Origin of the sequence: Thermophilibacter mediterraneus (assembly GCF_900119385.1) — a bacterium.
Classification (GTDB): Bacteria; Actinomycetota; Coriobacteriia; order Coriobacteriales; family Atopobiaceae; genus Thermophilibacter; species Thermophilibacter mediterraneus.
Genome location: NZ_FPKO01000008.1, coordinates 216,288 through 238,323, shown reverse-complemented (window position 1 = coordinate 238,323; position 22,036 = coordinate 216,288). Strand labels below are relative to the sequence as shown.

The 22,036-nt window shown below is 69.0% G+C and carries 13 protein-coding genes; 8 read left to right on the top strand and 5 right to left on the bottom strand.

The window, feature by feature from the left end; translation table 11 throughout:
- Positions 1 to 61: 61 nt before the first annotated feature.
- Together ftsH and BQ7106_RS03230 are read right to left on the bottom strand one after the other, a co-directional pair.
- Positions 62 to 1,963, bottom strand: coding sequence for an ATP-dependent zinc metalloprotease FtsH (gene ftsH / locus BQ7106_RS03235; RefSeq protein ID WP_072371179.1), 1,902 nt, complete (start codon positions 1,961 to 1,963; stop codon positions 62 to 64).
- A gap of 165 nt (positions 1,964 to 2,128) precedes the next feature.
- On the bottom strand, positions 2,129 to 4,033 hold the full coding sequence (locus tag BQ7106_RS03230) for a fructose-1,6-bisphosphatase (RefSeq protein ID WP_072371176.1): 1,905 nt from the start codon (positions 4,031 to 4,033) through the stop codon (positions 2,129 to 2,131).
- A gap of 1,220 nt (positions 4,034 to 5,253) precedes the next feature.
- Between BQ7106_RS03230 and ileS the strand changes: the two genes are divergently transcribed.
- Both ileS and lspA read left to right on the top strand, forming a co-directional pair.
- Positions 5,254 to 8,037, top strand: a complete 2,784-nt coding sequence (ileS, locus tag BQ7106_RS03225) for an isoleucine--tRNA ligase (RefSeq protein ID WP_240307436.1) — start codon at positions 5,254 to 5,256, stop codon at positions 8,035 to 8,037.
- A gap of 30 nt (positions 8,038 to 8,067) precedes the next feature.
- Positions 8,068 to 8,700 carry a signal peptidase II gene (gene lspA / locus BQ7106_RS03220; protein WP_240307418.1) on the top strand — a complete coding sequence of 211 codons (633 nt, stop codon included), beginning with the start codon at positions 8,068 to 8,070 and terminating at the stop codon, positions 8,698 to 8,700.
- Between the two features lie 86 nt (positions 8,701 to 8,786).
- On the opposite strand, the gene BQ7106_RS03215 is transcribed toward lspA, so the two are convergent.
- Entirely contained in the window at positions 8,787 to 9,407 is a 621-nt protein-coding gene (locus BQ7106_RS03215) for a transposase (RefSeq protein ID WP_072371170.1), read from the bottom strand.
- Between the two features lie 22 nt (positions 9,408 to 9,429).
- Positions 9,430 to 9,858, bottom strand: coding sequence for a transposase (locus tag BQ7106_RS03210; RefSeq protein WP_072369833.1), 429 nt, complete (start codon positions 9,856 to 9,858; stop codon positions 9,430 to 9,432).
- A gap of 417 nt (positions 9,859 to 10,275) precedes the next feature.
- Here BQ7106_RS03210 and BQ7106_RS03205 point away from each other — a divergent pair, with 417 nt between their 5' ends.
- The 4 genes from BQ7106_RS03205 to BQ7106_RS03190 all read left to right on the top strand — a co-directional run bounded on the left by BQ7106_RS03205 (position 10,276) and on the right by BQ7106_RS03190 (position 16,130).
- Complete coding sequence (locus BQ7106_RS03205) at positions 10,276 to 11,292, top strand: RluA family pseudouridine synthase (protein ID WP_072371167.1); 1,017 nt, start codon at positions 10,276 to 10,278, stop codon at positions 11,290 to 11,292.
- Between the two features lie 27 nt (positions 11,293 to 11,319).
- Positions 11,320 to 12,624 carry a glycosyltransferase family 2 protein gene (locus tag BQ7106_RS03200; protein ID WP_072371164.1) on the top strand — a complete coding sequence of 435 codons (1,305 nt, stop codon included), beginning with the start codon at positions 11,320 to 11,322 and terminating at the stop codon, positions 12,622 to 12,624.
- Positions 12,625 to 12,793: 169 nt separating this feature from the next.
- Positions 12,794 to 14,404 (top strand): ATP-binding cassette domain-containing protein, encoded by a 1,611-nt coding sequence (locus BQ7106_RS03195; RefSeq protein WP_072371161.1) that lies wholly within the window; start codon positions 12,794 to 12,796, stop codon positions 14,402 to 14,404.
- A 133-nt stretch (positions 14,405 to 14,537) separates the two neighbouring features.
- On the top strand, positions 14,538 to 16,130 hold the full coding sequence (locus BQ7106_RS03190) for an ATP-binding cassette domain-containing protein (RefSeq protein WP_072371158.1): 1,593 nt from the start codon (positions 14,538 to 14,540) through the stop codon (positions 16,128 to 16,130).
- An 86-nt stretch (positions 16,131 to 16,216) separates the two neighbouring features.
- Here BQ7106_RS03190 and BQ7106_RS03185 read toward each other — a convergent pair whose 3' ends face one another.
- Positions 16,217 to 17,050 (bottom strand): helix-turn-helix transcriptional regulator, encoded by an 834-nt coding sequence (locus tag BQ7106_RS03185; protein ID WP_072371155.1) that lies wholly within the window; start codon positions 17,048 to 17,050, stop codon positions 16,217 to 16,219.
- 426 nt (positions 17,051 to 17,476) lie between these two features.
- Here BQ7106_RS03185 and BQ7106_RS03180 point away from each other — a divergent pair, with 426 nt between their 5' ends.
- Complete coding sequence (locus tag BQ7106_RS03180) at positions 17,477 to 18,988, top strand: IMP dehydrogenase (RefSeq protein ID WP_072371152.1); 1,512 nt, start codon at positions 17,477 to 17,479, stop codon at positions 18,986 to 18,988.
- 311 nt (positions 18,989 to 19,299) lie between these two features.
- A complete protein-coding gene (gene leuS / locus BQ7106_RS03175; RefSeq protein ID WP_072371149.1) occupies positions 19,300 to 21,867 on the top strand; it encodes a leucine--tRNA ligase in 2,568 nt (855 codons plus the stop codon).
- The last annotated feature ends 169 nt before the right edge of the window (positions 21,868 to 22,036 follow it).

Genomic DNA, 22,036 nt, shown 5'->3' with positions numbered 1-22,036 from the left:
CCTCACGTGACGCTGCGACCTGACGCCTGCGCCAGGTCGACGCTATGGCCTGACGTCAGCGTCAGCTCTCGGGCTTGGGCATCTTGGGGGCGAAGCCGTCGTCGCGGGTGAGGATGTTCATGAACTCGTCGCCCGTGATGGTCTCCTTCTTCTGGAGGTAGTGCGCGATCTCGTGCAGCTTGAAGCGGTTCTCGCGCAGGGTGCGCAGCGCGGCCTGGTGACCCTCCTCGACGAGCGCCTGGACCTCGGCGTCGATCTCCTGCGCCGTGCCCTCCGAGCAGGTGAGCTGCTGGCCCCCGCCGAGGTAGCGGCTCGCGGGCTGGCCCAGCTGCACCATGCCGAACCTGTCGGACATGCCGTACTGCGTCACCATGGCGCGCGCGAGCTGCGTCGCCTTCTCGATGTCGTTGGAGGCGCCGGTGGTCATCTCGTTGAAGATGAGCTCCTCGGCGGCGCGCCCGCCGCACAGCACGGCGATCTTGTCCTTGGCCTCCTGGCGCGTGGTGAGGAAGTGCTCGTCCTCCTCGACCTGCATCGTGAAGCCGAGCGCGCCCGAGGTGCGCGGCACGATCGTGATCTTGGAGACCGGCGCAGAGCCCTTCTGCATGGCCGCCACGATGGCGTGGCCCGTCTCGTGGTAGGAGACGACCTCCTTCTCGTGCTGGGACAGCACGGTGGACTTCTTCTTCTCGCCGGCGATGACCACGTCGACGGACTCGAGCAGGTCCTCCTGCGTCACGCGGCGCCGCCCGAGCCGCACGGCGCGCAGCGCGGCCTCGTTGATGATGTTGGCCAGGTCGGCGCCGGACGCGCCCGGCGTGGAGCGCGCCACGACGCCCAGGTCGATGCCGCTCTCCATCTTGACGTCGTCGGCGTGGATCTTGAGGATGGCCTCGCGGCCGGCGAGGTCGGGCAGCTCGACCGGGATGCGGCGGTCGAAGCGGCCGGGGCGCAGCAGCGCCTGGTCGAGCGTCTCGGGACGGTTGGTGGCGGCGAGCACCACGATGCCCTTGTGGTTGTCAAAGCCGTCCATCTCGGAGAGGAGCTGGTTGAGCGTCTGCTCGCGCTCGTCGTTGGAGCTGAGCGAGGAGTCGCGCCGCTTGCCCACGGCGTCGATCTCGTCGATGAAGATGATGCAGGGGGCCTTCTCGTTGGCCTGCTTGAAGAGGTCGCGCACCTTGGCGGCGCCGCGGCCCACGAACATCTCGACGAACGCCGAGCCCGCGATCTGGAAGAAGGTCACGCCCGCCTCGCCGGCGACGGCCTTGGCGAGCAGCGTCTTGCCCGTGCCCGGAGGGCCCACGAGCAGCGCGCCGCGCGGGCAGCGCGCACCGATCTCGTTGTACTTCTCGGGGTTCTTGAGGAAGCTCACGATCTCCTGGAGCGACTCCTTGGCCTCGTCCTGGCCCGCGACGTCCTTGAAGGTGACGCCGGTGTCCTCGCCCTTGATCTCCTTGGCGTTGGACTTGCCGAGGCCGCCGCCCATGCCGAAGCCGCCCCCGCCGAAGTTCATCGATGGCCCGTCGTCGCCCATGGCCTTCTTCATGCGGCGGTTGAGCCACCAGCCGATGCCCAGGAAAAGCAGGATCGGCAGGCCGTAGGAGATGAGCAGCATGAGCCACAGGTCGCCCGAGGTGTCGGGGATGTTGGCGTCGGCGTTGACCCCGTGCTCGTCGAGGCGGCTGATCAGCGAGTCGTCCCCGGGCCACATCGTGGTCTCGTAGACCTTCTGGCTGTCGCCCTCGCCGGTGGTGAAGGTGAGCGTGTTGTCGCCGGTGTTGAGGTCGACGTTGGTGACCTGGTCGCTGTCGACCATGTCGAGGAACTGCGAGTAGGTCACGTCCTCGACCGTCCTGGTCGTGAGGTTGGTGCCGAGCGCCTGGCTGATGGCGAGGTACGCGATGATCGCGATCAGCACGTAGAGCATCATCGACCGGCGCCGCTTGTTCTCGTTCATGTCCATCTGTTGCGGTTACCCTTCATGCGATGCGGTACTTGGGTTCATAGATACCCAGATTATGGGGGACGCACACCGTTTCGTCGGCGAGGCCAGAAAAACCGCGCGGCGAGAAGGACCCGGCTCCGCGGCCCCTCTCCCGGCGAGGGGGCCCGGCCCCCGTCCTTCTCCCTAGGCCTTCCGCTCGGGCAGCTCGCCGGCGCGGTAGGCGGCGAGCAGCGCGCGCAGGTCGGCGATCTGCTCGCGGATCTCGTCGCCGGTGTCGGTGTCGCCCACGGTGAGCGGGCGCGGCTCGAGCTCGAAGCGGTCGTCGTCGCTCATGATGTCGGCGTTGAGGTCGAGCACGTCGGCGATCGAGGCGAAGGACCGGTGCGCCTTGATGCGCATGCCGCGCGGGTCGGCGATGAGCGTGTAGCCGGCGATGCCGGTGGTCTTGTGGTAGGCCTGGCAGAAGCCGCCGTCGATGACCACGAGCCTCCCGCCCGCCCGGACGGGCCTCTCGCCCTCCGAGGCGTGGACCGGCGTGTGCCCGTTGATCACGTGGCCGCGCTCGGGGTCGCAGCCGAACTCCTCGAGGACGCGCCCGCACGCCGCCGGGTCCGCCATGAGGCGGTAGTAGGGGTCGCGCGGCTCGTCCCAGGTGGAGCGGTCGGTGAAGTAGGTGCGCTCGAAGGTCTTCATCACGCGGCCCGAGAGCGGGGAGTAGCGGCCGCACCACAGGTACCACATCCAGTCGAGCGAGACCTGGTCGCCCTCGAGCCAGGCGCGCCGCGCGAGGCGGTCGGCGTAGTCGTAGTAGGCCCGACCCGCCAGGAGCCTCCCCTGGTGGTTCACGGGGTGGAACGTCCCGTCCTCGTCCATGGGGACGCACGCGTGGAACAGGACGTTGTCGTTGCGCACGAGGTAGGCGCTGCCGCGCTCGTAGAGGAAGTTCACGTGCGCGCGCAGCTTGTCCGAGGTTCGGACGGCCTCGAGCAGGTTGTCCATGACGCCGCGCTCCTCGTCGGTGAGCGCGTAGGGGTCGTCGGCCCTCAGGGTGGGGAAGTCGCGCGTGCGCAGCTCCCAGGCGCGCCCGCCCACCTCGCAGGTACCCTGCGCCGCGTCGACGCGGCCCAGCAGCAGGCGGTCGCCCATCCCCCAGTTGGGGTGGCGCAGGACGGTCTGCCCCTCGAGCTTGAAGAGGATGACCGAGATGGCCTTCTCGACCGGGCTCATGCCGTCGTCGGCGCGGTAGGTCGCCTCGGCGAACAGGGCGAGCTCGCGCAGGGGGATGCCGTAGGCGCTCTCGAGGATCTTGAGCGAGTCGTAGTGGACGTTGTTGCGGATGACCGCGGCGAGGCACGCCGCCGAGCCCGCCGCGGCGCCCATCCAGACGATGTCGTGGTTGCCCCACTGCAGGTCGACGGAGTGGTAGCCCATGAGGCGGTCCATGATCTTGTCGGCGTGCTCCCCGCGGTCGAAGACGTCGCCGACCACGTGGAGGTGGTCCACCGCCAGGCGCTTGACGAGCGACGCGAGCGAGACGACGAAGTCGTCGGCTGCCCCGGTGTCGACGATCGTGTCGATGATGCGCCGGTGGTAGCCCTGGCGGCCGTCCGACTCCCCGGGGGAGGCGTGGAGCAGCTCGTCGATGATGTAGGCGTACTCGTCGGGCATGGCCTTGCGCACCTTGGAGCGGGTGTAGGAGTCCGAGAGGTAGCGGGCGAGCCGCACGAGGCGCATGAGCGTGATGGCGTACCACTCGTCGCTCGCGACGCCCTCGTCGCGCAGCCGCCGCAGCTTGCGGTGCGGGTAGTAGATCAGCGTGCAGAGGTCCGCCTGCTCGGCGCCCGTGAGCTCGAGGCGGAAGGTGTCGGCGACGCGCTCGCGGATGACGCCCGAGCAGTTGCTGAGGATGTGCTTGAAGGCGTCGTACTCGCCGTGCACGTCCGAGACGAAGTGCTCGGTCCCCTTGGGCAGGTTGAGGATGGCCTCGAGGTTGATGATCTCGGTCACGGCTGAGCGGACCGTGGGGAACTTCTCCGAGAGCAGCGCGAGGTACTTTCGGTCGGCGGCGGAAGCGGTCTTGCCTGCCATGGTGGTCCTTCCTCGGGTTCTTCTCTCCCTCATTCTCTCACGGCAGTGTGACGGGGCGGTTTCGCGTGCAAAGGTGTCCGTGCAAAAGGGACAGGCACCTTTGCACGCATTGCACGCATCGCGCCGCGTGCCGCCCCCGTTGGCGACCGGACCGGAATCGCGTCGAGTGCGCGCTGACCATCGCGCACTCGTGCCCTTTCTTGTCCGTTCGGACAGGAATCCCGCCGAGTGCGCGCCCGCCCCTCGGGAAGAGCGCGCACTCGACGAGGTTTCGTGCGGTCGATCGGCATAAAGTTTCTGTTGGTTTAAGTCTGGGGCGGGCCTCCCTTACCCTTCGGATTGGCTGATTCGGAGGAGAGGAAGGCCCACAAGTGAATCTTGGCATCGTGCCGGGGGTGGTCGCCGCCCTCGAGGCCCATGACCGCGAGCTGCTGGCGTCGTCGAGGCCGGCCGGCGCGCGCGTGCACTCGGGGCGCACACGCACCCTCGCCACCACGCTCGGCGACGTCACGTTCCGCAGGACTGTCCTGCTGGACGGGGCCAGGAACACGCTCTGCCCGCTCGATGCGCCGCGCCGCGCGCCGGGACGCGCGGCTCGCGAGGTTCGTCTCCTCCCAGCCCGGGACGAGGGTGGAATCCGAGGGGAGGGGGTGGGAGTGCCCCGTCTGCGCCTCCCTCGCCGGGCTCGCGTCGGACGTCAGGTACCGGGCGAGCTGAGGGGGTGCCGCCAACAACAACTTTACGCCGACGGGACCGCTCCGCGCGTGACCCGCCCGCCCGGACGTGCTACCATCCTCACCACAGGCGTTGACGGGGAGAGTACCCGGGGGCGCGCGGCCAAGAGAGAGCGGGGACGGTGGGAGCCCGCGGTCGCGTCCCGGCGAAGATCACCCCCGAGCCGCGGCCCCAAAGCCGGCGAGGGCAGGTCCTTCTCGCCGCGCGAGTAGGCGTCGCCGGAGTGGCCGCCGACACAGGCCAGCCGAGTACGGCGGATATCCGCTCGCTGGGTGGTTTACAAGCGAAGTGCTCCTTACGAAGCGCTTCGTCCCAGCAGGAGGGACGGGGCGCGTTTTTTCGTGCCCGAGGGCGACGTGCAAAGGGGACAGTCCCTTTTGCACAGGAAGCGTGCAAAAGGGACTGTCCCCTTTGCACGGAAGGAGGAGAGCGTGGCGAAAAACGAGTACAAGAAGACGACCAACCTGCCGAGCACGGGCTTTCCGATGCGCGCCAGCCTGGCGCAGAACGAGCCCAAGCGCCTCGCGATGTGGGAGGAGAACCACGTCTACGAGCAGATGATCGCCAAGAACGAGGGTCACGACAAGTTCGTCCTGCACGACGGCCCCCCGTACGCCAACGGCCCCATCCACCTCGGCCACGCCCAGAACAAGATCTCCAAGGACATCATCAACCGCTACTGGTCCATGCGCGGCTACCAGACGCCCTACGTCCCCGGCTGGGACTGCCACGGCCAGCCCATCGAGCACAAGGTCGAGACCATGCTCGGCACGGAGAAGTTCAACCAGCTCCCCACCGAGAAGATCCGCGAGCTGTGCCGCAAGATGGCCGTCGAGCAGGTCGACACCCAGCGCCAGGGCTTCAAGCGCCTGGGCGTGCTGGGGGAGTGGGACAACCCCTACCTCACTTACGTCAACGACTACGACGCCACCGACATCGAGATCTTCAAGGCCATCTTCGACGCCGGCGCCATCACGCAGGGCTCCAAGCCCGTGCACTGGTGCTCCCACTGCCACACCGCCCTCGCCGAGGCCGAGATCGAGTACGGCGACGAGGTCTCGCCCGCCATCTTCGTGCGCTTCGAGATGACCACGGTCCCCGAGGGGCTTGAGGAGTGGGCCGGGCGCCTGTTCGTGGACATCTGGACCACCACGCCCTGGACCCTGCCGGCAGACGACGCCGTCATCCTGCACCCCGAGGCCACCTACGTCGCGCTCGTGCACGACGGTCACGCCGAGATCGTGGCCGAGGCCCTGGCGGAGCGCCTCGTGGCGAAGTTCGGCTACGGCGAGCTCGAGCTCGTGCGCGGAGCGGACGGCGAGCCCTGGCGCGCCACGGGCGAGGCCCTCGCGCACAACCGCTACAAGCAGCCCATCTTTGCCGACCAGGGCGAGACGGGCGAGTTCATCTACGCCGACTACGTGACCCTCGACGACGGCACCGGCATCGTCCACTGCGCGCCCGGCCACGGTGTGGACGACTACCTCGCCGGCCAGAAGTTCGGCATCCCCACGGTCATGCCGGTCGACGACGACGGCCGCTTCTTCGTGGGCGACAAGATGGGCACGGGCGGCCCGTGGTCCGGCATGGAGGTCAACGAGGCCAACCCCAAGATCATCGAGTGGCTGCGCGAGCGCGGCACGCTGATCCTGCACGAGGACATCAACCACAGCTACCCGCACTGCTGGCGCTGCAAGGAGCCCGTCATCTTCCGCGCCACGAGCCAGTGGTTCGTCTCGATGGACAAGCCGCTCGCGGGCGGCCGCAGCCTCCGCGAGCAGGCGCTCGAGGAGCTCTCGAAGGTCCGCTTCTACCCGGGCCACGCCATCAAGCGCATCGGCTCGATGGTCGAGGGTCGCCCCGACTGGTGCATCAGCCGACAGCGCAACTGGGGCGTGCCGATCCCGGCCTACACCTGCGCCGACTGCGGCGAGACCGTCATGAACGACGACACGCTCGACGCCGTGATCGCGCTCTTCAGGGAGAAGGGCTCCGACGCCTGGTTCACCGACGACCCGGCGAGCTACCTCGGCGACGCCTGCGTCTGCCCCAAGTGCGGCTCCCATCACCTCAAGGCCAACTCCGACATCCTCGACGTGTGGTGGGACTCCGGCGTCTCCCACACCGCCGTCTGCCGCCACCGCGACAACCTCAAGTTCCCGGCCGACATGTACCTCGAGGGCTCCGACCAGCACCGCGGCTGGTTCATGAGCTCGCTCATGACGTCGGTGGGCGCCTACGGCGTCGCGCCGTACAAGTCGGTGGTCTCCCAGGGGTTCACCCTCGACGGCCAGGGCCGCAAGATGTCCAAGTCGCTCGGCAACGTCATCGATCCCAACGCCGAGTGCGACACCCGCGGCGCCGACATCCTGCGCCTGTGGGTCACCTCGGTCGACACGTCCAACGACATCCCCTGCGACGACGCGATCCTCGACCACGTGGGCGAGGCCTACCGCCGCTTCCGCAACACCCTGCGGTTCCTCCTCGGCGAGATCGAGGGCCAGTTCGACCCGGCGACCGACGCGGTGCCCTACGACGAGCTCACGCCCTACGACAAGCTCACGCTCGCGCGCCTGTGCCAGGTCCACGACCAGGTGAGCGCCGCCTACGAGGGCTACCGCTTCAACCAGGTCTACCGCACGCTCTACGACTACGTGATCACCGAGCTCTCCAACGGCTACCTCAACGCCACCAAGGACCGCGTGTACTGCGGCGAGAAGGACTCCTACGAGCGCCGCTCCGCGCTCACCGTCTGGGCGCAGATCCTCTCGATGCTTGTGCACGACCTGCAGCCGATCCTCGTCTACACCACCGACGAGGCCATGGCCTACCTGCCCGCGTCCCTGCGCGACGGCCAGGAGTTCGCCGCCCTTCTCGACTGGTACCAGGCGCCCTGGACCGCCGAGGTCTACGAGCGCTACCTGCCCGCCTACGACGCCGTCGTGGAGGCCCGTGCCGCGTTCACCAAGGCCTACGAGACCGCGGTGGCCGACGGCACGCTCGCCGAGAAGACCACGCAGGCCGCGCGCGTCACGCTCGTGGCGCCGGCGGAGGCCTACGGGCTGCTCTCCGGCGAGCTCGGCTGCGACCTCGCCGAGCCCTTCGTGTGCTCCGAGGTCGAGCTCGTTGAGGGCGAGGAGCTGACGTGCTCCGTCGAGCCCGCGGCGGGCGAGAAGTGCCCGCGCTGCTGGAACTTCCGCGAGCTCGGCGAGGACGGCCTGTGCCCGCGCTGCCACGACGCCGTGGCGGCACACGGGGACGCGGAGTAGCGCGTGGCCGGCTGCCAAGGTGACAGGGACGTGCGGGTTCCGGACGGTTTTGGCGACGATTCCGTCCGGAACCAGCACGAGTCCGACGCGGCGGAGAAGAACGTGCGGGGTTCGGACGGTTTCGGCCCGGGAAGCGTCCTAAACCCGCACGCTTCCTCGGGGTCGCGCCCGCGCCCGTCCGCGCGCAGGCTCGCGCTGTTCGCCCTGGTCGCGGCGGCGGTCGTCGCCCTCGACCAGCTGAGCAAGGCCGCCGCGCGCGCGGCGCTCGTGCCCGGCGAGCCCGTCACGCTGATTCCGGGCGTGATGGACCTCAGCCTCGTGTTCAACACGGGGGCGGCCTTCTCGCTCGGCGAGGGCGCGGGCCCCGTCTTCGTCCTCATCGCCGCGGCGATCCTTGCGCTCGGCGTCTGGGTCGCGGCGTTCCGTACGGAGGTGCCGCTCCCCATCGCCCTCGTGCTGGGGGCGGTGGCCGGCGGGGGAGTGGGCAACGCGATCGACCGGGTCGCGCTCGGGGCGGTCACCGACTTCTTCAAGACCACGTTCGTCGACTTCGCGATCTTCAACGTTGCCGACATCTTCGTGACCTGCGGCGTCGTCGTGGCCCTCGTGCTCTTCTGGCGCTGGGACGCGGAGCGCGAGCGCGCGGCGGGGGAGGGGCGCTGACCCCGGGCGGGTCGAAGCTCCAGCCGCGCCCCGCCCCGCCCGGCCGGCCGCCTGGCGGCCCGGCCGCACAATTTCGAATGTGGCCCCTAACGAGCGGCATAGTTAGCCATCCGCTCCTTCGCCGCCTCGGCGATCGCCGCCGCGACCCACCCCTCGTTCTCGCGGCGCTCCCGCCCCGCGTTCCTGAACCTCCTGCCCGGGCCCTGCGCCGAGAACGTCGAGGAGAGCAGGTCGGCCCTCGGCACGTGACCGCGCGCGGCCTCCCCCAGCAGCTCCGAGGCGATCCCGGGCCCTCCCGGGGCGCGGTGCGAGTACCTCCAGCAGAACTCGTCCACGAAGCCCTGCGTCCGCGTCCTCGAGAGCCCGTGGTAGGTCCCCTGGGCGTAAGCGCGCAGGTTGGAGATCACCTTGTGCGCCAGGCGCAGCCACGTCCCCGGCGCCCCGCCCGAGGGCGACCTGCCGGCCTCGGCGCGCGGCCACGACGCGACCGCGCAGCCTATGGGCAGGAAGCCGTCGAAGCGCACGCGGGCGAGCACGCTGACGCGGGCGCGGAGGAACTCCCGGTAGGAGCCCGCCGTCACGTCGGAGGCGACCCTGGCCGAGCAGCGGCCCGGGCCGCGCGGGCCGGGGGCCTCGACGGCGACGAGCAGGGGCACCTTCTCGCAGCCGCGGCCCACCCTCCCGGCGACCGTCGCCCCGAGGTACATCTCGTCGACCTCGACGGTGCCGTCAAGCCGCTTGAACGGACTCCGATCTGGCCATGGCGCCGCGGAGGCGCAGCAGCACGTAGCCGGCGGTGCGCTCGGAGACCCCGAGGTGCCTCGCGAGCTCGATCGCGGAGACCCCGCGCTTGGAGTGCGTCATCAGGTAGGCGGCGAGGAACCACTTGACCAGCGGCAGCTTGGTGCCCCTCATCGCGGTGCCCGCCGTGACGGAGAACTGCCTGGAGCAGCGCGTGCACTGCCACTTGCGCGCCCGGCCCCTGACCCGGGCGCACCTGGCGTGCCCGCAGGAGGGGCAGCGGAACCCCTCCGGGAACATCCTGCGCAGCAGCTCCTCCTCGCAGGCCTCCTCGGTGCCGAAGCGCGCCATCCAGTCGACCAGCGTCCCGTCCCCGCCGTTCGCCGCCGCCACGTCCCTGCCCGTCATGCTCGCCATCGCGACCTCCCCACGCCGTCGTGCCCTGCGCCGCGAGCGTACTCCGGCGACCGGACAGAAACCCTGGGACTATGCTTCTCGTTAGGGGCCACAATTTCGAAACTGTGCGGCATCGCGATGCCCTCGTCTCCGGTCGACGCCGTGTCAACAGGGGTTTTCCCCTGCCCGAGGTTCTTCTCGCCCACGAATCCGCTCCACTGCGACCTCGCGGTCGCACAAACTCGGAATTGTGCGAACCCGCGCCCTGTCAAGGTAACGCCTATCGAGGCGAGAAGAGCCTCCAGCCGGCCCCTCTGCCTCGCCCCGGCCCCGATCCCGCGGCCGCGTCGCCCGTGCTACGATAGCCTGCCGAGAGCAGCCGCGCCGGCCCGCGCCGCGCGGCGACCGCAGCCCGCCGCCGGAAAGGAGCCCGACCCCATGCCCCAGCGCCTCGTCAACCTGCTCGTGGGGCCCGAGTCGGACGGCATGCGCCTCGACGCCTTCCTCGCCGCGGCCGACGACATGCCGAGCCGCTCCGCCTGCGCCCGCCTGGTGGAGGGGGGCGGCGTCACCATCAACGAGACGCCCGCGACGAGCAAGTCCGAGCGGGTCCTCCTCGGCGACCGCGTCCGCGCCCTCGTGGACGAGCCCGAGCCTGCGGGCGGCCTGCTCGCGCCCAACCCCTACATCGCGCTCGACATCCGCTACGAGGACGACTACCTCATCGTCCTCTCCAAGCAGGCGGGCCTCGTGTGCCACCCGAGTCCGGGCCACGTCGACGACACGCTCGCCAACGCGCTCGTGGCCCACTGCGGCTACGACCACCTCGGCATGCTCCAGGGCGAGGAGCGGCCCGGCATCGTGCACCGCCTCGACATGGACACCACGGGCCTCATGCTCGCCGCCAAGGACGACGCCACGCAGAGGGCCCTGCAGGACCTCATCCGCCTGCGCGTGCTCGACCGTCGCTACGTGACGCTCGTCCACGGCTACGTGGCGCACGACGAGGGGACCATCGAGACGGGCATCGCCCGCTCCACGCGCGACCGCATCCGCATGGCGGTCTCGGACGCGCCCGGCGCGCGCGAGGCCATCACGACCTTCCGCGTGCTCGAGCGCTTCGAGGCGGGGCGGCGCGACGAGGGCTACACCCTCATGGAGTGCCACCTCTACACCGGCCGCACCCACCAGATCCGCGTCCACATGCGCCACATCGGTCACCCCCTCGTGGGCGACCAGCTCTACGGGCGCGGCGACGAGCGCGTCAACCGCGGCCTCTCGCGCCAGTTCCTCCACTCGTGGCGCGTGCGCTTCGACCACCCCGAGACCGGAGAGGTCGTAGAGGTCGCCGACCGGCTGCCGGACGACCTGCTCGATGTACTAGAATCACTGAAGGAAAGCTCGATGGGGCGCACCGGGGCGGGCGAGGAGATCTGTCCTGCGCTCGGCGCCTAGCAGGCTACGACGGAGGGGTTCGCTGACATGCCCATGCTTGAGTTCAACCGGCTCGGACTGACGCCGCTCGTGATATTTAACATGGTCATCTGGCTCTTCTTCACGCTGGCGTACTTCTACCAGATCGTCTACATCATCCGCGTGCTCCTCAAGGGGACGGTGCGCCTGCCGGAGGCAAAGCGGCAGCACCGCTACGCGTTCTTCATCTCCGCCCACAACGAGGAGCTCGTCATCGGCAACCTCGTGCGCTCGATCTTCGACCAGGACTACCCGCGCGAGCTCATGGACGTCTTCGTGGTGTGCGACGCCTGCACCGACAACACGCACGCCGCGGCCGAGGAGGCCGGCGCCATCGTCTGGGACCGCAACGACCTCGCGCGTCGCGGCAAGAGCTGGGCGATGGACTACGGCTTCGACCGCATCCTCAACGAGTACGGCGACCGCTACGAGGCGTTCATCGTCTTTGACGCCGACAACCTCGTCTCCCGCGACTACCTCAAGGTCATGAACCAGGCCTTTGACGCGGGCTACCTCGTCTGCACGGGCTATCGCAACTCCAAGAACTTCGACTCCAGCTGGATCAGCTCGGCCTACGCCCTCTGGTTCATGCGCGAGGCGAAGTTCCTCAACAACGCCCGCATGATGATGGGGACGAGCTGCGCCATCTCGGGCTCGGGCTGGATGGTCTCCGAGCGCATCGTGCGCGGCATGCACGGCTGGGGCTTCCACACGCTCACCGAGGACATCCAGTTCTCGACGTTCTGCTGCGCCAACAACGTGCAGATCGGCTACGCGCCCGCGGAGTTCTTCGACGAGCAGCCCGTCACCCTCAAGGCCTCCTGGGTGCAGCGCATGCGCTGGACCAAGGGCTTCTACCAGGTGTTCTTCAGCTACGGTCGCGACCTTGTGAAGGGTATCTCCAAGGGCCGCTTCGCGAGCTACGACATGCTCATGACGGTCGCCCCGGGCATGATCTTGACGCTGCTGTCGTTTTTCGTGAACGCCACCTACCTGATCGTCGGCTCGCTCAGCCACGGGTTCATCGCCACGCAGAGCGAGCTCGACATGTGCGTGGGCTCGCTCATCATGACCTTTGCCTCGATGTACGTCGTGTTTCTCATCCTGGCGATCATCACCACGGTCTCCGAGCGCAGCCACATCCACGCCAAGAAGAAGTGGCGCGTCATCACCAACCTCTTCACGTTCCCGCTGTTCATGATGACCTACATCCCCATCACGGTGGTCGCCCTGTTCAAGAAGGTCGAGTGGGTGCCCACCAAGCACGACGTCGTGGTCAACGTCGACGACGTCGTGGGCGGGGACGCCGCGTAGGCGCGCCCGCAACACGCGCAACGCAACCCGAAGGTCCGGCGCACTCCCATAAGGGCGGTGCGCCGGATCTTCGGGTGTCTGAGGACGCGGTTTCGGACGCGGCGCTGTCCTGACCTGCGCTGTTCTTCTTGCCCCTACGATGACGTCAGTCTCGTGGAAGGAGAAGAACATGACAAAGGGAACCTCGCGCGGGAAGGCGTACCCGCTCTTTGCGCCCACGCCGCGCCGCGTGGCTCTCGCGCTCGGCGTGGCGTCCGGGACCGTGCTCTCGGCGGGCGCGGCCTACGTGCTGGGAGGCCTCGTCGACGGCATCGCGTCGGGCGCGCTGGCGCCGGGCGAGACCGTAGCGCGGCTCGCGGCCTACCTCGCCGTCACGCTGGCGGCTGCGCTCGCGAAGTTTCTGCTCGACGACTGGCTGCCGATGAGGGAGAACCTGTGGGCTGAGCTCGACGCGTCGAAGGATGCGGTGGACAAGGTGCTCGCCCTGTCGCAGCGCGCGTTCGAGCGCCACGACGCCGGTCACCTCCTCACCGCCGTGAACGAGGCGGCGTTTGGCTACGGATCGATGCTGGTCTACCTCACCGTGAACGTGGTGGGGTGCCTGATCGCGTCCGTCGCGCTGCTGGCGTGCGCTGCGGCGATTGACGTGGTGCTCGTGCCGGTGTTTCTTGTGGGGTTCGCGCTCTACTTCGTCGTCAACTGGGCGCCGGCGCGCGAGGCGAGTCGCCTGCTCGTGGAGATGGTGCCTGCGCGCGACGCCTGGAAGGAGGAGATCCGCAGGGTCGTGGAGGAGAAGCGCGCGGCCAACGCCTCCGGCGCCGAGGGGTTCTATGCAGAGCGCTTTGCGGGATGCGCGCGGGAGTACCAGGCGCGTCGCTGCCGGCAGGGCGTGGCCGACTGCGTCCAGACGGCGCTGCCGACGGCGATCTCGCCGGCGCTGCAGGTGGTGGTGCTCGCCGTGTGCGCCGCGCTCTGGTCGACGGGTGCGGTCACGCTGGGCGCGGCGGTTGCGGCCTGGCAGCTCTTCTCGCTCGTGCAGGCGCCGATGGCGGAGTGCTGCTCGCTCGTGAGCTTCTGCGTGGCCATGCGCGGCAACCTCGACCTGCTGCGCGAACTGGCGGCCGAGGCTGCGGAGCCCTCCGGCTTCGAGGCGCTCGCGGCGGGCGAGAAGGACCTGGTGGCGCGCGTGGACGGGACGCTCTGGGCCACGCCGGAGCGCGGCGAGGACGGAAAGCGGCTCTGGGCGGGGAGCTTCGACGTGCGCCCCGGCGAGCTCGTCGTGGTCCGCGGGGCCAACGGCACGGGCAAGTCCCGTCTGCTCGACTTCCTGCGCGGCCTCTCCGACCCGGCCGACCTCGACGGCGAGGCGCAGCTCTCGTCCCAGGCGCTCGGCGCGGCCTACCTCACCTACCCGGTGCCGGTCGTGCCCGGCACGCTCGGGGATAACCTGCTCGGCCAGGCGGCCGGCCCCGAGGTCGCGCGCGTGCTCGACCTGGGCGACCTCCCCGAGCGTGCCATCACGGACCAGCCGCTCAACCTCTCGCTCGGCGAGCGCCAGAAGCTGGGATTGCTGCGCGCGCTCTCGCGCCCGGAGCCGGTGGTGCTTCTCGACGAGCCGCTCGCCAACCTCGACGAGGGCGCGCGCTCGCGTCTGTGCTCCTACCTCGCCGGCCTGCGCGGCAGCCGCACTATGGTCGCGATTATGCACTCGGACGACCTCGACGCTGCGGCGGACCGTATCTACGAGGTCCGCGACGGGCGGCTGGAACGCGTGAGATAGCCCCTGCCTCTCCGCTCACCTCGCACGTCGCGCGTTTTGATGGTCGAATCGCCCCTCAAAGGCGGCGTCGTGCGAGGTGGGGCACGATACATCTCTGCGAGGACGGCGCACAAAGCGCCAGATTGGACAGATCATGAAAGAGAAGACGTCATATCCGCTGCTCGACCCCACCCCGTCAAACTGCCTTCGCTCCCTGGGCACGGCCGCGGCGACGCTGCTCGCGGCTGCGACGAGCGTCGTCGTGGGCGGCATCGTCGACAAGCTCGCCGCCGGCGGGGCGGACGTCGCCGCGCCGCTCGTCGCCGCGCTCGCCCTCGCGCTGTCCGCCGCCGCGGCCACGGTCGCGCTCGGCGAGTGCGTGCCCACCTGGGTGGGTTTGCGCCGCGGCTTCGCCGCCGCCGTGCGGTGCGTCCGCGGGCTGCTGTCCGCGTCGCAGCGCGCCTTTGAGCGCCACGACAAGGGCTATCACGTCAACCTCCTCTCGAGCTCGGCGGACATCTACGGAACCCTCTACGCGGCCGTCAACGTGCGCGTGCCCGGGGCGGCGCTCGCCCTCTTCGGCATCATGGCGCTCGCAGCGGCAATCGACCCGCTGATGGCCGCGCTCATGGTGGCGTACGTGCCCGTCTTCTGGCTCGCGTTGCGGCTCCCCGCGCGCTCGCTCGCCGCGCTCCAGCGCGACATCCTCCCCGCGCAGGACGCCTGGCTCGGCGAGTCCAAGCGCATCGTCGAGTCCAAGCGCGCCATAAACGCCTCAGGGGCCGACACATACTTCTCGGCTCGCTACCGCGAGCGTTCGGACGCCTACGTGGGCACGATTCTGCGCTACCGCTTTCTCGAGACGCTCATCTCGAACGCGCCCACGCTGCTTGCCTGCGTGCTTGCGGCGGCGATGATGGGGGTCGCCGCCTGGCGCTGCGCTGCGGGCGCGGCGGGCGTGGGGCAGGTGCTCGTGGCGTACTCGCTCGCGCAGCTCGTGCAGGCGCCGCTCACCGCCATCGTGCAGCATGTGGCTCAGGTGCGCGGCAACCTGCCGCACGTCGAGCGCCTGCGCGGCGCGGCGGCCGAGGCCTCGGAGCCCTCTGGCTTCGAGGCGCTCGCGACGAAGGGCTCCGACGGTTCCGCGGCGCACGTGGAGGGGACGCTCTGGGCCACCCCCGAGCGCGGCGCGGATGGCAAGCGGCTCTTCGCGGGGGAGCTCGAGGTGCGCCCCGGCGAGCTCGTGGTGGTGCGCGGCGCCAACGGCACGGGCAAGTCCCGCCTTCTCGACTTCCTGCGCGCTCTCTCGGACCCGGCCGACCTCGACGGCGAGGCCGTGCTCGCGCCGGAGCTCCTGGACGCAGCGTACCTCACGTATCCCGTCCCCGTGTTCACTGGGGACCTCACCTACAACCTCCTCGGCGGTGCGGCCGACCAGGAAGTCGCTCGCGCGCTCGACCTGGGCGACCTCCCCGAGCGTGCCATCACCGACCAACCGCTCAACCTCTCGCTCGGCGAGCGCCAGAAGCTGGGCCTGCTGCGCGCCCTCTCGCGCACGGAGCCGGCGGTTCTGCTCGACGAGCCGCTCACAAACCTCGACGCCGCCACGAGCGCGCGGCTTTGCGACTACCTCGCGGGGCTCAAGGGGTGCAAGACCGTCGTGGCCATCATGCACTCGAATGACCTCGATGCCGCGGCGGACCGCATCTACGAGGTCCGCGACGGGCGGCTGGAGCGCGTGAAGTAGGGGAGGTGCCTCAGCCGACCGCGCACACCCCCGCTTTTCAGGGCCCAAGCTCCCTGAAAAACCGGGGGTGTGCGCGGTCGGCCGATCTATTCCCGTCGGCTGTCCGCGTTCCGCCACTCGGCCGGCCCGCACCCGTACTGCGCCCGGAACGCGCGGTAGAAGTTGCTCGTCCCGGCGTAGCCCACCTGGCGGGCCACCTCGCGCACCGGAAGGCTCGTCGCGCGCAGCAGCATCGCCGCGCGCTCCATGCGCTGCCTGGTCACGAGCTCGGTGAACGTCATGCCGCAGCGCTCGTGGATGAGCTCGGAGAGGTAGGTGGTGCTGTAGGAGTAGCGCCGCGCCAGGTCCGCGAGGCTCGCGCTCTCCGGGCTCGCGGCGATGTCCTGCAAGATCACGGCGAGCACCTCGTCGGCGCTTCTGGTCCCCTCCTCGGGGACGACGGGGGAGACCAGGGCCGTGATGGCGACGCCGAGCGCCTCGACTACCTGCTCCCAGCCGTCGCGCCGCTCCGCGTACGTCACCGCCGCGGCGGCAAAGAGGTCGGACATGAGCTCGCTGTCGGGGTCGGGCGTGCTGACGCGGCGCACGGGGTGGCTCTTCGTGACGGTGGCGGTGAGCATGCGAAAGAGCGGTGACCCCTCGTCCGCGATGGGCATGAGGCTCTGCACGAACCGCTTGGTCCTAAAGTAGAGGGCGAGAACCACCTTCCGGCAGTCATCCGCCTCCTCGCGCTCCCCGACGATCTTGGGGAGCGGCACGCTCGCCGAGATGATGTCGAAGTCTCCGGGGTTGGGCGGCAGCCCGTCCAGCTCGTCCTCAAACCACGCGAGCATGAGGACGTGGCGCCCTGCCCGCGGCTCGCGCCTGCCCGTCTCGTCCATGATCTGCCGTACTGCCGCGGCAACGCGCGCACCGTCCACGGGACCCCCTCTCATCGAGACTCGCGGTGAAACGTCTCTAGAATATCTCGTCGAGCGAGGACGTCAGCCGGGGATGCAATAGCGGGCGACTGTGTCACTTTTTGCGAGGTCTGGGTGCCCAGACAGCCATAGAATCCAGTCCCATCCGGCCTTCGGGAGGAACGCCCTGATGGGAGCCAGCCAAATGTGGCCGCAAGGAGACGATAGAGCCTGCCCAATACCCAGACCTCGGAAATAGTGACACAGGTCGGCCTCTGTGCCGCCCCGCGCTGGAGCGTCCCTCTTCGCCGCCTCTCGTCGTGTCCTTATCGTGAGCTGGTACTTCTCGGCAAACGGTCACTGAAAAACCCGTGAGCGGATGCTACAATGACTCAAATTTAGTTACGGGGTTGTTTCCGCCGTGCGCGGGGAGAGGAGCCACGACACATGGCAACGTTCTTCGAGGGGGAGTCCCACACCTTTTCCGAGTACCTGCTCGTTCCGGGGTACTCCTCGGCGGAGAACATCCCCGCCAACGTGTCCCTCAAGACCCCGCTCGTGAAGTTCCGCCGCGGCGAGGAGCCGGCCATCAGCCTCAACATTCCGATGGTCTCCGCGATCATGCAGTCGGTCTCCGGCGTTGACATGGGCGTGGCGCTGGCCATGGAGGGCGGCATGGCCTTCATCTACGGCAACCAGACGCCCGAGTCCGAGGCCGCCATGGTCAAGGCCGTCAAGGACTTCAAGGCCGGCTTCGTGCAGTCCGACTCCACGCTCACGCCCGAGATGACCATGGAGCAGGTCATGGACCTCAAGGCCAGGACCGGCCACTCGACCATGCCCGTCACCGACGACGGCACCCCGCGCGGCAAGCTCCTCGGCATCGTGACCAGCCGCGACTACCGCCCCACGCGTGACGACCACCAGAAGAAGGTCGCCGAGTTCATGACCCCGCGCGAGAAGCTCATCGTGGGCGACAAGGACATCACGCTCAAGAGCGCCAACGACGTGATCTGGGAGCACAAGCTCAACGCCCTGCCCGTCGTCGACGAGAACGACCACCTCATGGGCATCGTCTTCCGCAAGGACTACGACCAGCACAAGTCCAACCCCGACGAGCTGCTCGACGCCAACAAGCGCTACATGGTGGGCGCGGGCATCAACACCCGCGACTACGCCGAGCGCGTGCCGCTGCTCGTGGAGGCCGGCGCCGACGTGCTGTGCATCGACTCCTCCGAGGGCTTCTCCGAGTGGCAGAAGCGCACCATCGAGTGGATCCGCGCCAACTACGGCGACACCGTGCGCGTGGGCGCCGGCAACGTGGTCGACGAGGACGGCTTCCGCTTCCTCGCGGACTGCGGCGCGGACTTTGTGAAGGTCGGCATCGGCGGCGGCTCGATCTGCATCACGCGCGAGACCAAGGGCATCGGCCGCGGCCAGGCCTCCGCGGTCATCGACGTGTGCCGCGCGCGCGACAAGTACTTCGAGGAGACCGGCGTCTACGTGCCCGTGTGCTCCGACGGCGGCATCGTCTACGACTACCACATGACGCTCGCGCTGGCCATGGGCGCCGACTTCATGATGCTCGGCCGCTACTTCGCCCGCTTCGACGAGTCTCCCACCGAGCGCGTCAACGTCAACGGCCAGTACATGAAGGAGTACTGGGGCGAGGGCTCCGCGCGCGCCCGCAACTGGCAGCGCTACGACCAGGGCGGCGCCTCCAAGCTCGGCTTCGTCGAGGGCGTCGACTCCTACGTGCCGTACGCCGGCTCGCTCAAGGAGGGCGTGCGCAACACGCTCTACAAGATCAAGTCCACGATGTGCAACTGCGGCGCCAAGACCATCAAGGAGCTGCAGGAGAAGGCTCGCCTCACGCTCGTGAGCTCCACCTCCATCGTCGAGGGCGGCGCGCACGACGTCGTGGTCAAGGACTCCCAGCACTCGGTGAGCTACCGCTAGGCACCTCGCCGGGCGAGAAGAACGGTCGGCTCGCGGCCCTGACGCCCCTGCGGCGTCGGGGCCGCTTCTCGTTCGCGACCTCGCGCTTCCGCGCTGGCCCGAGCCCGGCGCACGCTCAGCCGCCACAAACCGTGCGCGAGGCTCGGAGTATCGCGGCAGGCGCCCCATGGCCCGAGCCAAACGCACGCTCAGCCGCCACAAACCGTGCGCGGGACTCGGGGCATCGTGGGAGGCGCCAGGTTCTTCTCGCCGCTTGCGCTCGTGCTGCTACAATGACACGGTTGGAGTACCGCAACGAAGGAGCAGCGCAGATGTGCGACGACGCTAAGAAGACCGACTTCGAGGTCCCGGCCTACGACGCCGAGGCCATCGAGACCAAGTGGCAGGCGGCCTGGGACGCCGAGGAGCTCTACAAGACCGAGGAGAGCCCCGACAAGCCCAAGAAGTACGTGCTCGAGATGTTCCCGTACCCCTCGGGCGACCTGCACATGGGCCACGCGCGCAACTACACGATCGGCGACGCCATGGCCCGCCAGGCCCGCATGCGCGGCTTCGACGTGCTGCACCCCATGGGCTTCGACGCCTTCGGCCTGCCCGCCGAGAACGCCGCCATCAAGCACAACACCCAGGCCGGCGTCTGGACGCACAAGAACATCGAGCAGGCCGTCAAGACCATGCGCCGCATGGGCTTCTCCTACGACTACGACCGCATGTTCAACACCTGCGACCCCGAGTACTACAAGTGGGGCCAGTGGATCTTCCTCAAGATGTGGGAGAAGGGCCTGGTGTACCGCGACACCTCGCCGGTCAACTGGTGCCCCGGCTGCCAGACCGTGCTCGCCAACGAGCAGGTCGTCGACGGCAAGTGCTGGCGCTGCGGCTCGATCCCCGAGAAGCGCCCGCTCTCCCAGTGGTACTTCAAGATCACCGACTACGCGCAGGAGCTGCTCGACGACCTCAAGCTCCTCGAGGGCAAGTGGCCCGAGCGCGTCCGAGCGATGCAGGCCAACTGGATCGGCCGCTCCGAGGGCGCCGAGATCGACTTCGCCCTGGCCGACGTCGACGGCGTGACGCCCACGGACACCAAGATCACCGTCTTCACCACGCGCCCTGACACGCTCTTCGGCGTGAGCTTCTTCCTGCTGCCGCCCGAGAGCCCCCTCGCCGCCGAGCTCGTCGCCGGCACCGAGCACGAGGCCGCCTTCCTCGAGCTCAAGGCCGCCGCGGAGAAGGTCTCCTCGGTCGACCGCCAGGGCTCCGAGCGCGAGAAGCACGGCTTCTTCACCGGACGCTACGTCATCAACCCGGTCAACGGCCGCCCGGCCCCGATCTGGGTCGCCGACTACGTCCTCATGGACTACGGCACCGGCGCTGTCATGGGCGTGCCCTGCGGCGACCAGCGCGACTTCGACTTCGCCAGGAAGTACGGCCTGGAGATCGCGCCGATCATCTGCGAGAAGGACGACCCGCTCTACGAGCGCCTGAAGGACGAGCGCGAGCTCGTCGTGACCTCCGTCGACTGGGACCACGCCATGGAGGCCGAGGGCTACCTCGTGCAGTCCGGGCAGTTCACCGGCATGAAGGGCGGCAAGCACTCCGAGGCCGTCGACGCCATCATCGAGTGGCTCGGCGAGCAGGGCCTCGGCCGCAAGACGGTGCAGTTCCGCCTGCGCGACTGGCTCATCAGCCGCCAGCGCTACTGGGGCAACCCCATCCCGATGATCCACTGCGACTGCTGCGGCGACGTGCCGGTGCCCTACGAGGACCTGCCCGTCACGCTGCCCGAGAACCTCGACCTCGGCGCCGGCGAGACGCTCGCCGAGTACGCGCCGTTCTACGAGACCACCTGCCCGAAGTGCGGCAGGCCGGCCAGGCGCATCACGGACACGATGGACACCTTCACGTGCTCGAGCTGGTACTACCTGCGCTACTGCGACCCCCACAACGAGGAGCTGCCCTTCTCCAAGGAGGCCGTGGACCGCTGGATGCCGGTGGACAACTACATCGGCGGCATCGAGCACGCCATCCTGCACCTGCTCTACAGCCGCTTCTTCACCAAGGTCCTGCGCGACCTCGGCATGATCGACTGCGACGAGCCGTTCGAGAACCTGCTGTGCCAGGGCATGGTCAAGGACGCGAACGGCGACACCATGTCCAAGTCCAAGGGCAACGTCGTGCCGCCCTCGAGCGTCATCGAGCCCTTCGGTGCGGACACCATGCGCCTCGCCATCCTCTTCATCGCCCCGCCCGAGAAGGACTTCAACTGGGACGAGGAGGCCGTCGCCGGCGCCAACCGCTTCATCAAGCGCGCCTGGCGCGTGGTCTGGCTGCTCTCCCAGGGCGCCGCGGCCGGCTCCGTGAGCGCCGCCTCGCTCGACAAGGCGGGCAAGGAGCTGTGGCGCACGCTCAACGGCATGGGCCTCAAGTGCACCGCCGACTTCGACCGCGGCCAGTTCAATACCGCCATCTCCGCGGTCATGGAGATCACCAACGCCGCGTCGAAGTACGTGAACGACGTGCCGGTCGAGAGGCGCGACGCCGCGCTCTGCTTCGCCGTGGCGCACGCGATCGTGACCATGCTCGCGCCGATCTGCCCGCACTGGGCCGAGGAGCTCTGGCACGAGGCGCTGCACCAGGACGGCTCGGTCTACGACGCCGCCTGGCCCGAGTTCGACGAGGCGGCCGCCAAGGCCGACGAGGTCGAGATCGCCGTCCAGATCAAGGGCAAGGTGCGCGGCCGCGTGACCGTTGCGGCGGATGCCTCCGACGAGGAGCTCGAGGCCGCTGCCAAGGCTGCCGTGGCGGAGCAGCTCGCCGGCAAAGAGATCAAGAAGGTCATCGTGATCCGCGGCCGCCTGGTGAACATTGTTGCCGTGTAGGTAGCCCTCGTCCCGCGCGCCCGGGAGGACGTCGCGGGCCAGGCCCCCTTGGCGGGGGTCGCCACGAATCGGGCCACCCTGGCAGATCGTCGTCTGCCAGGGTGGCCCGTTTGATGGCACTGGCGATAAGAGCCCCAGGCTGCGCGTTTCTCGCCGTGCCAATGCCCTC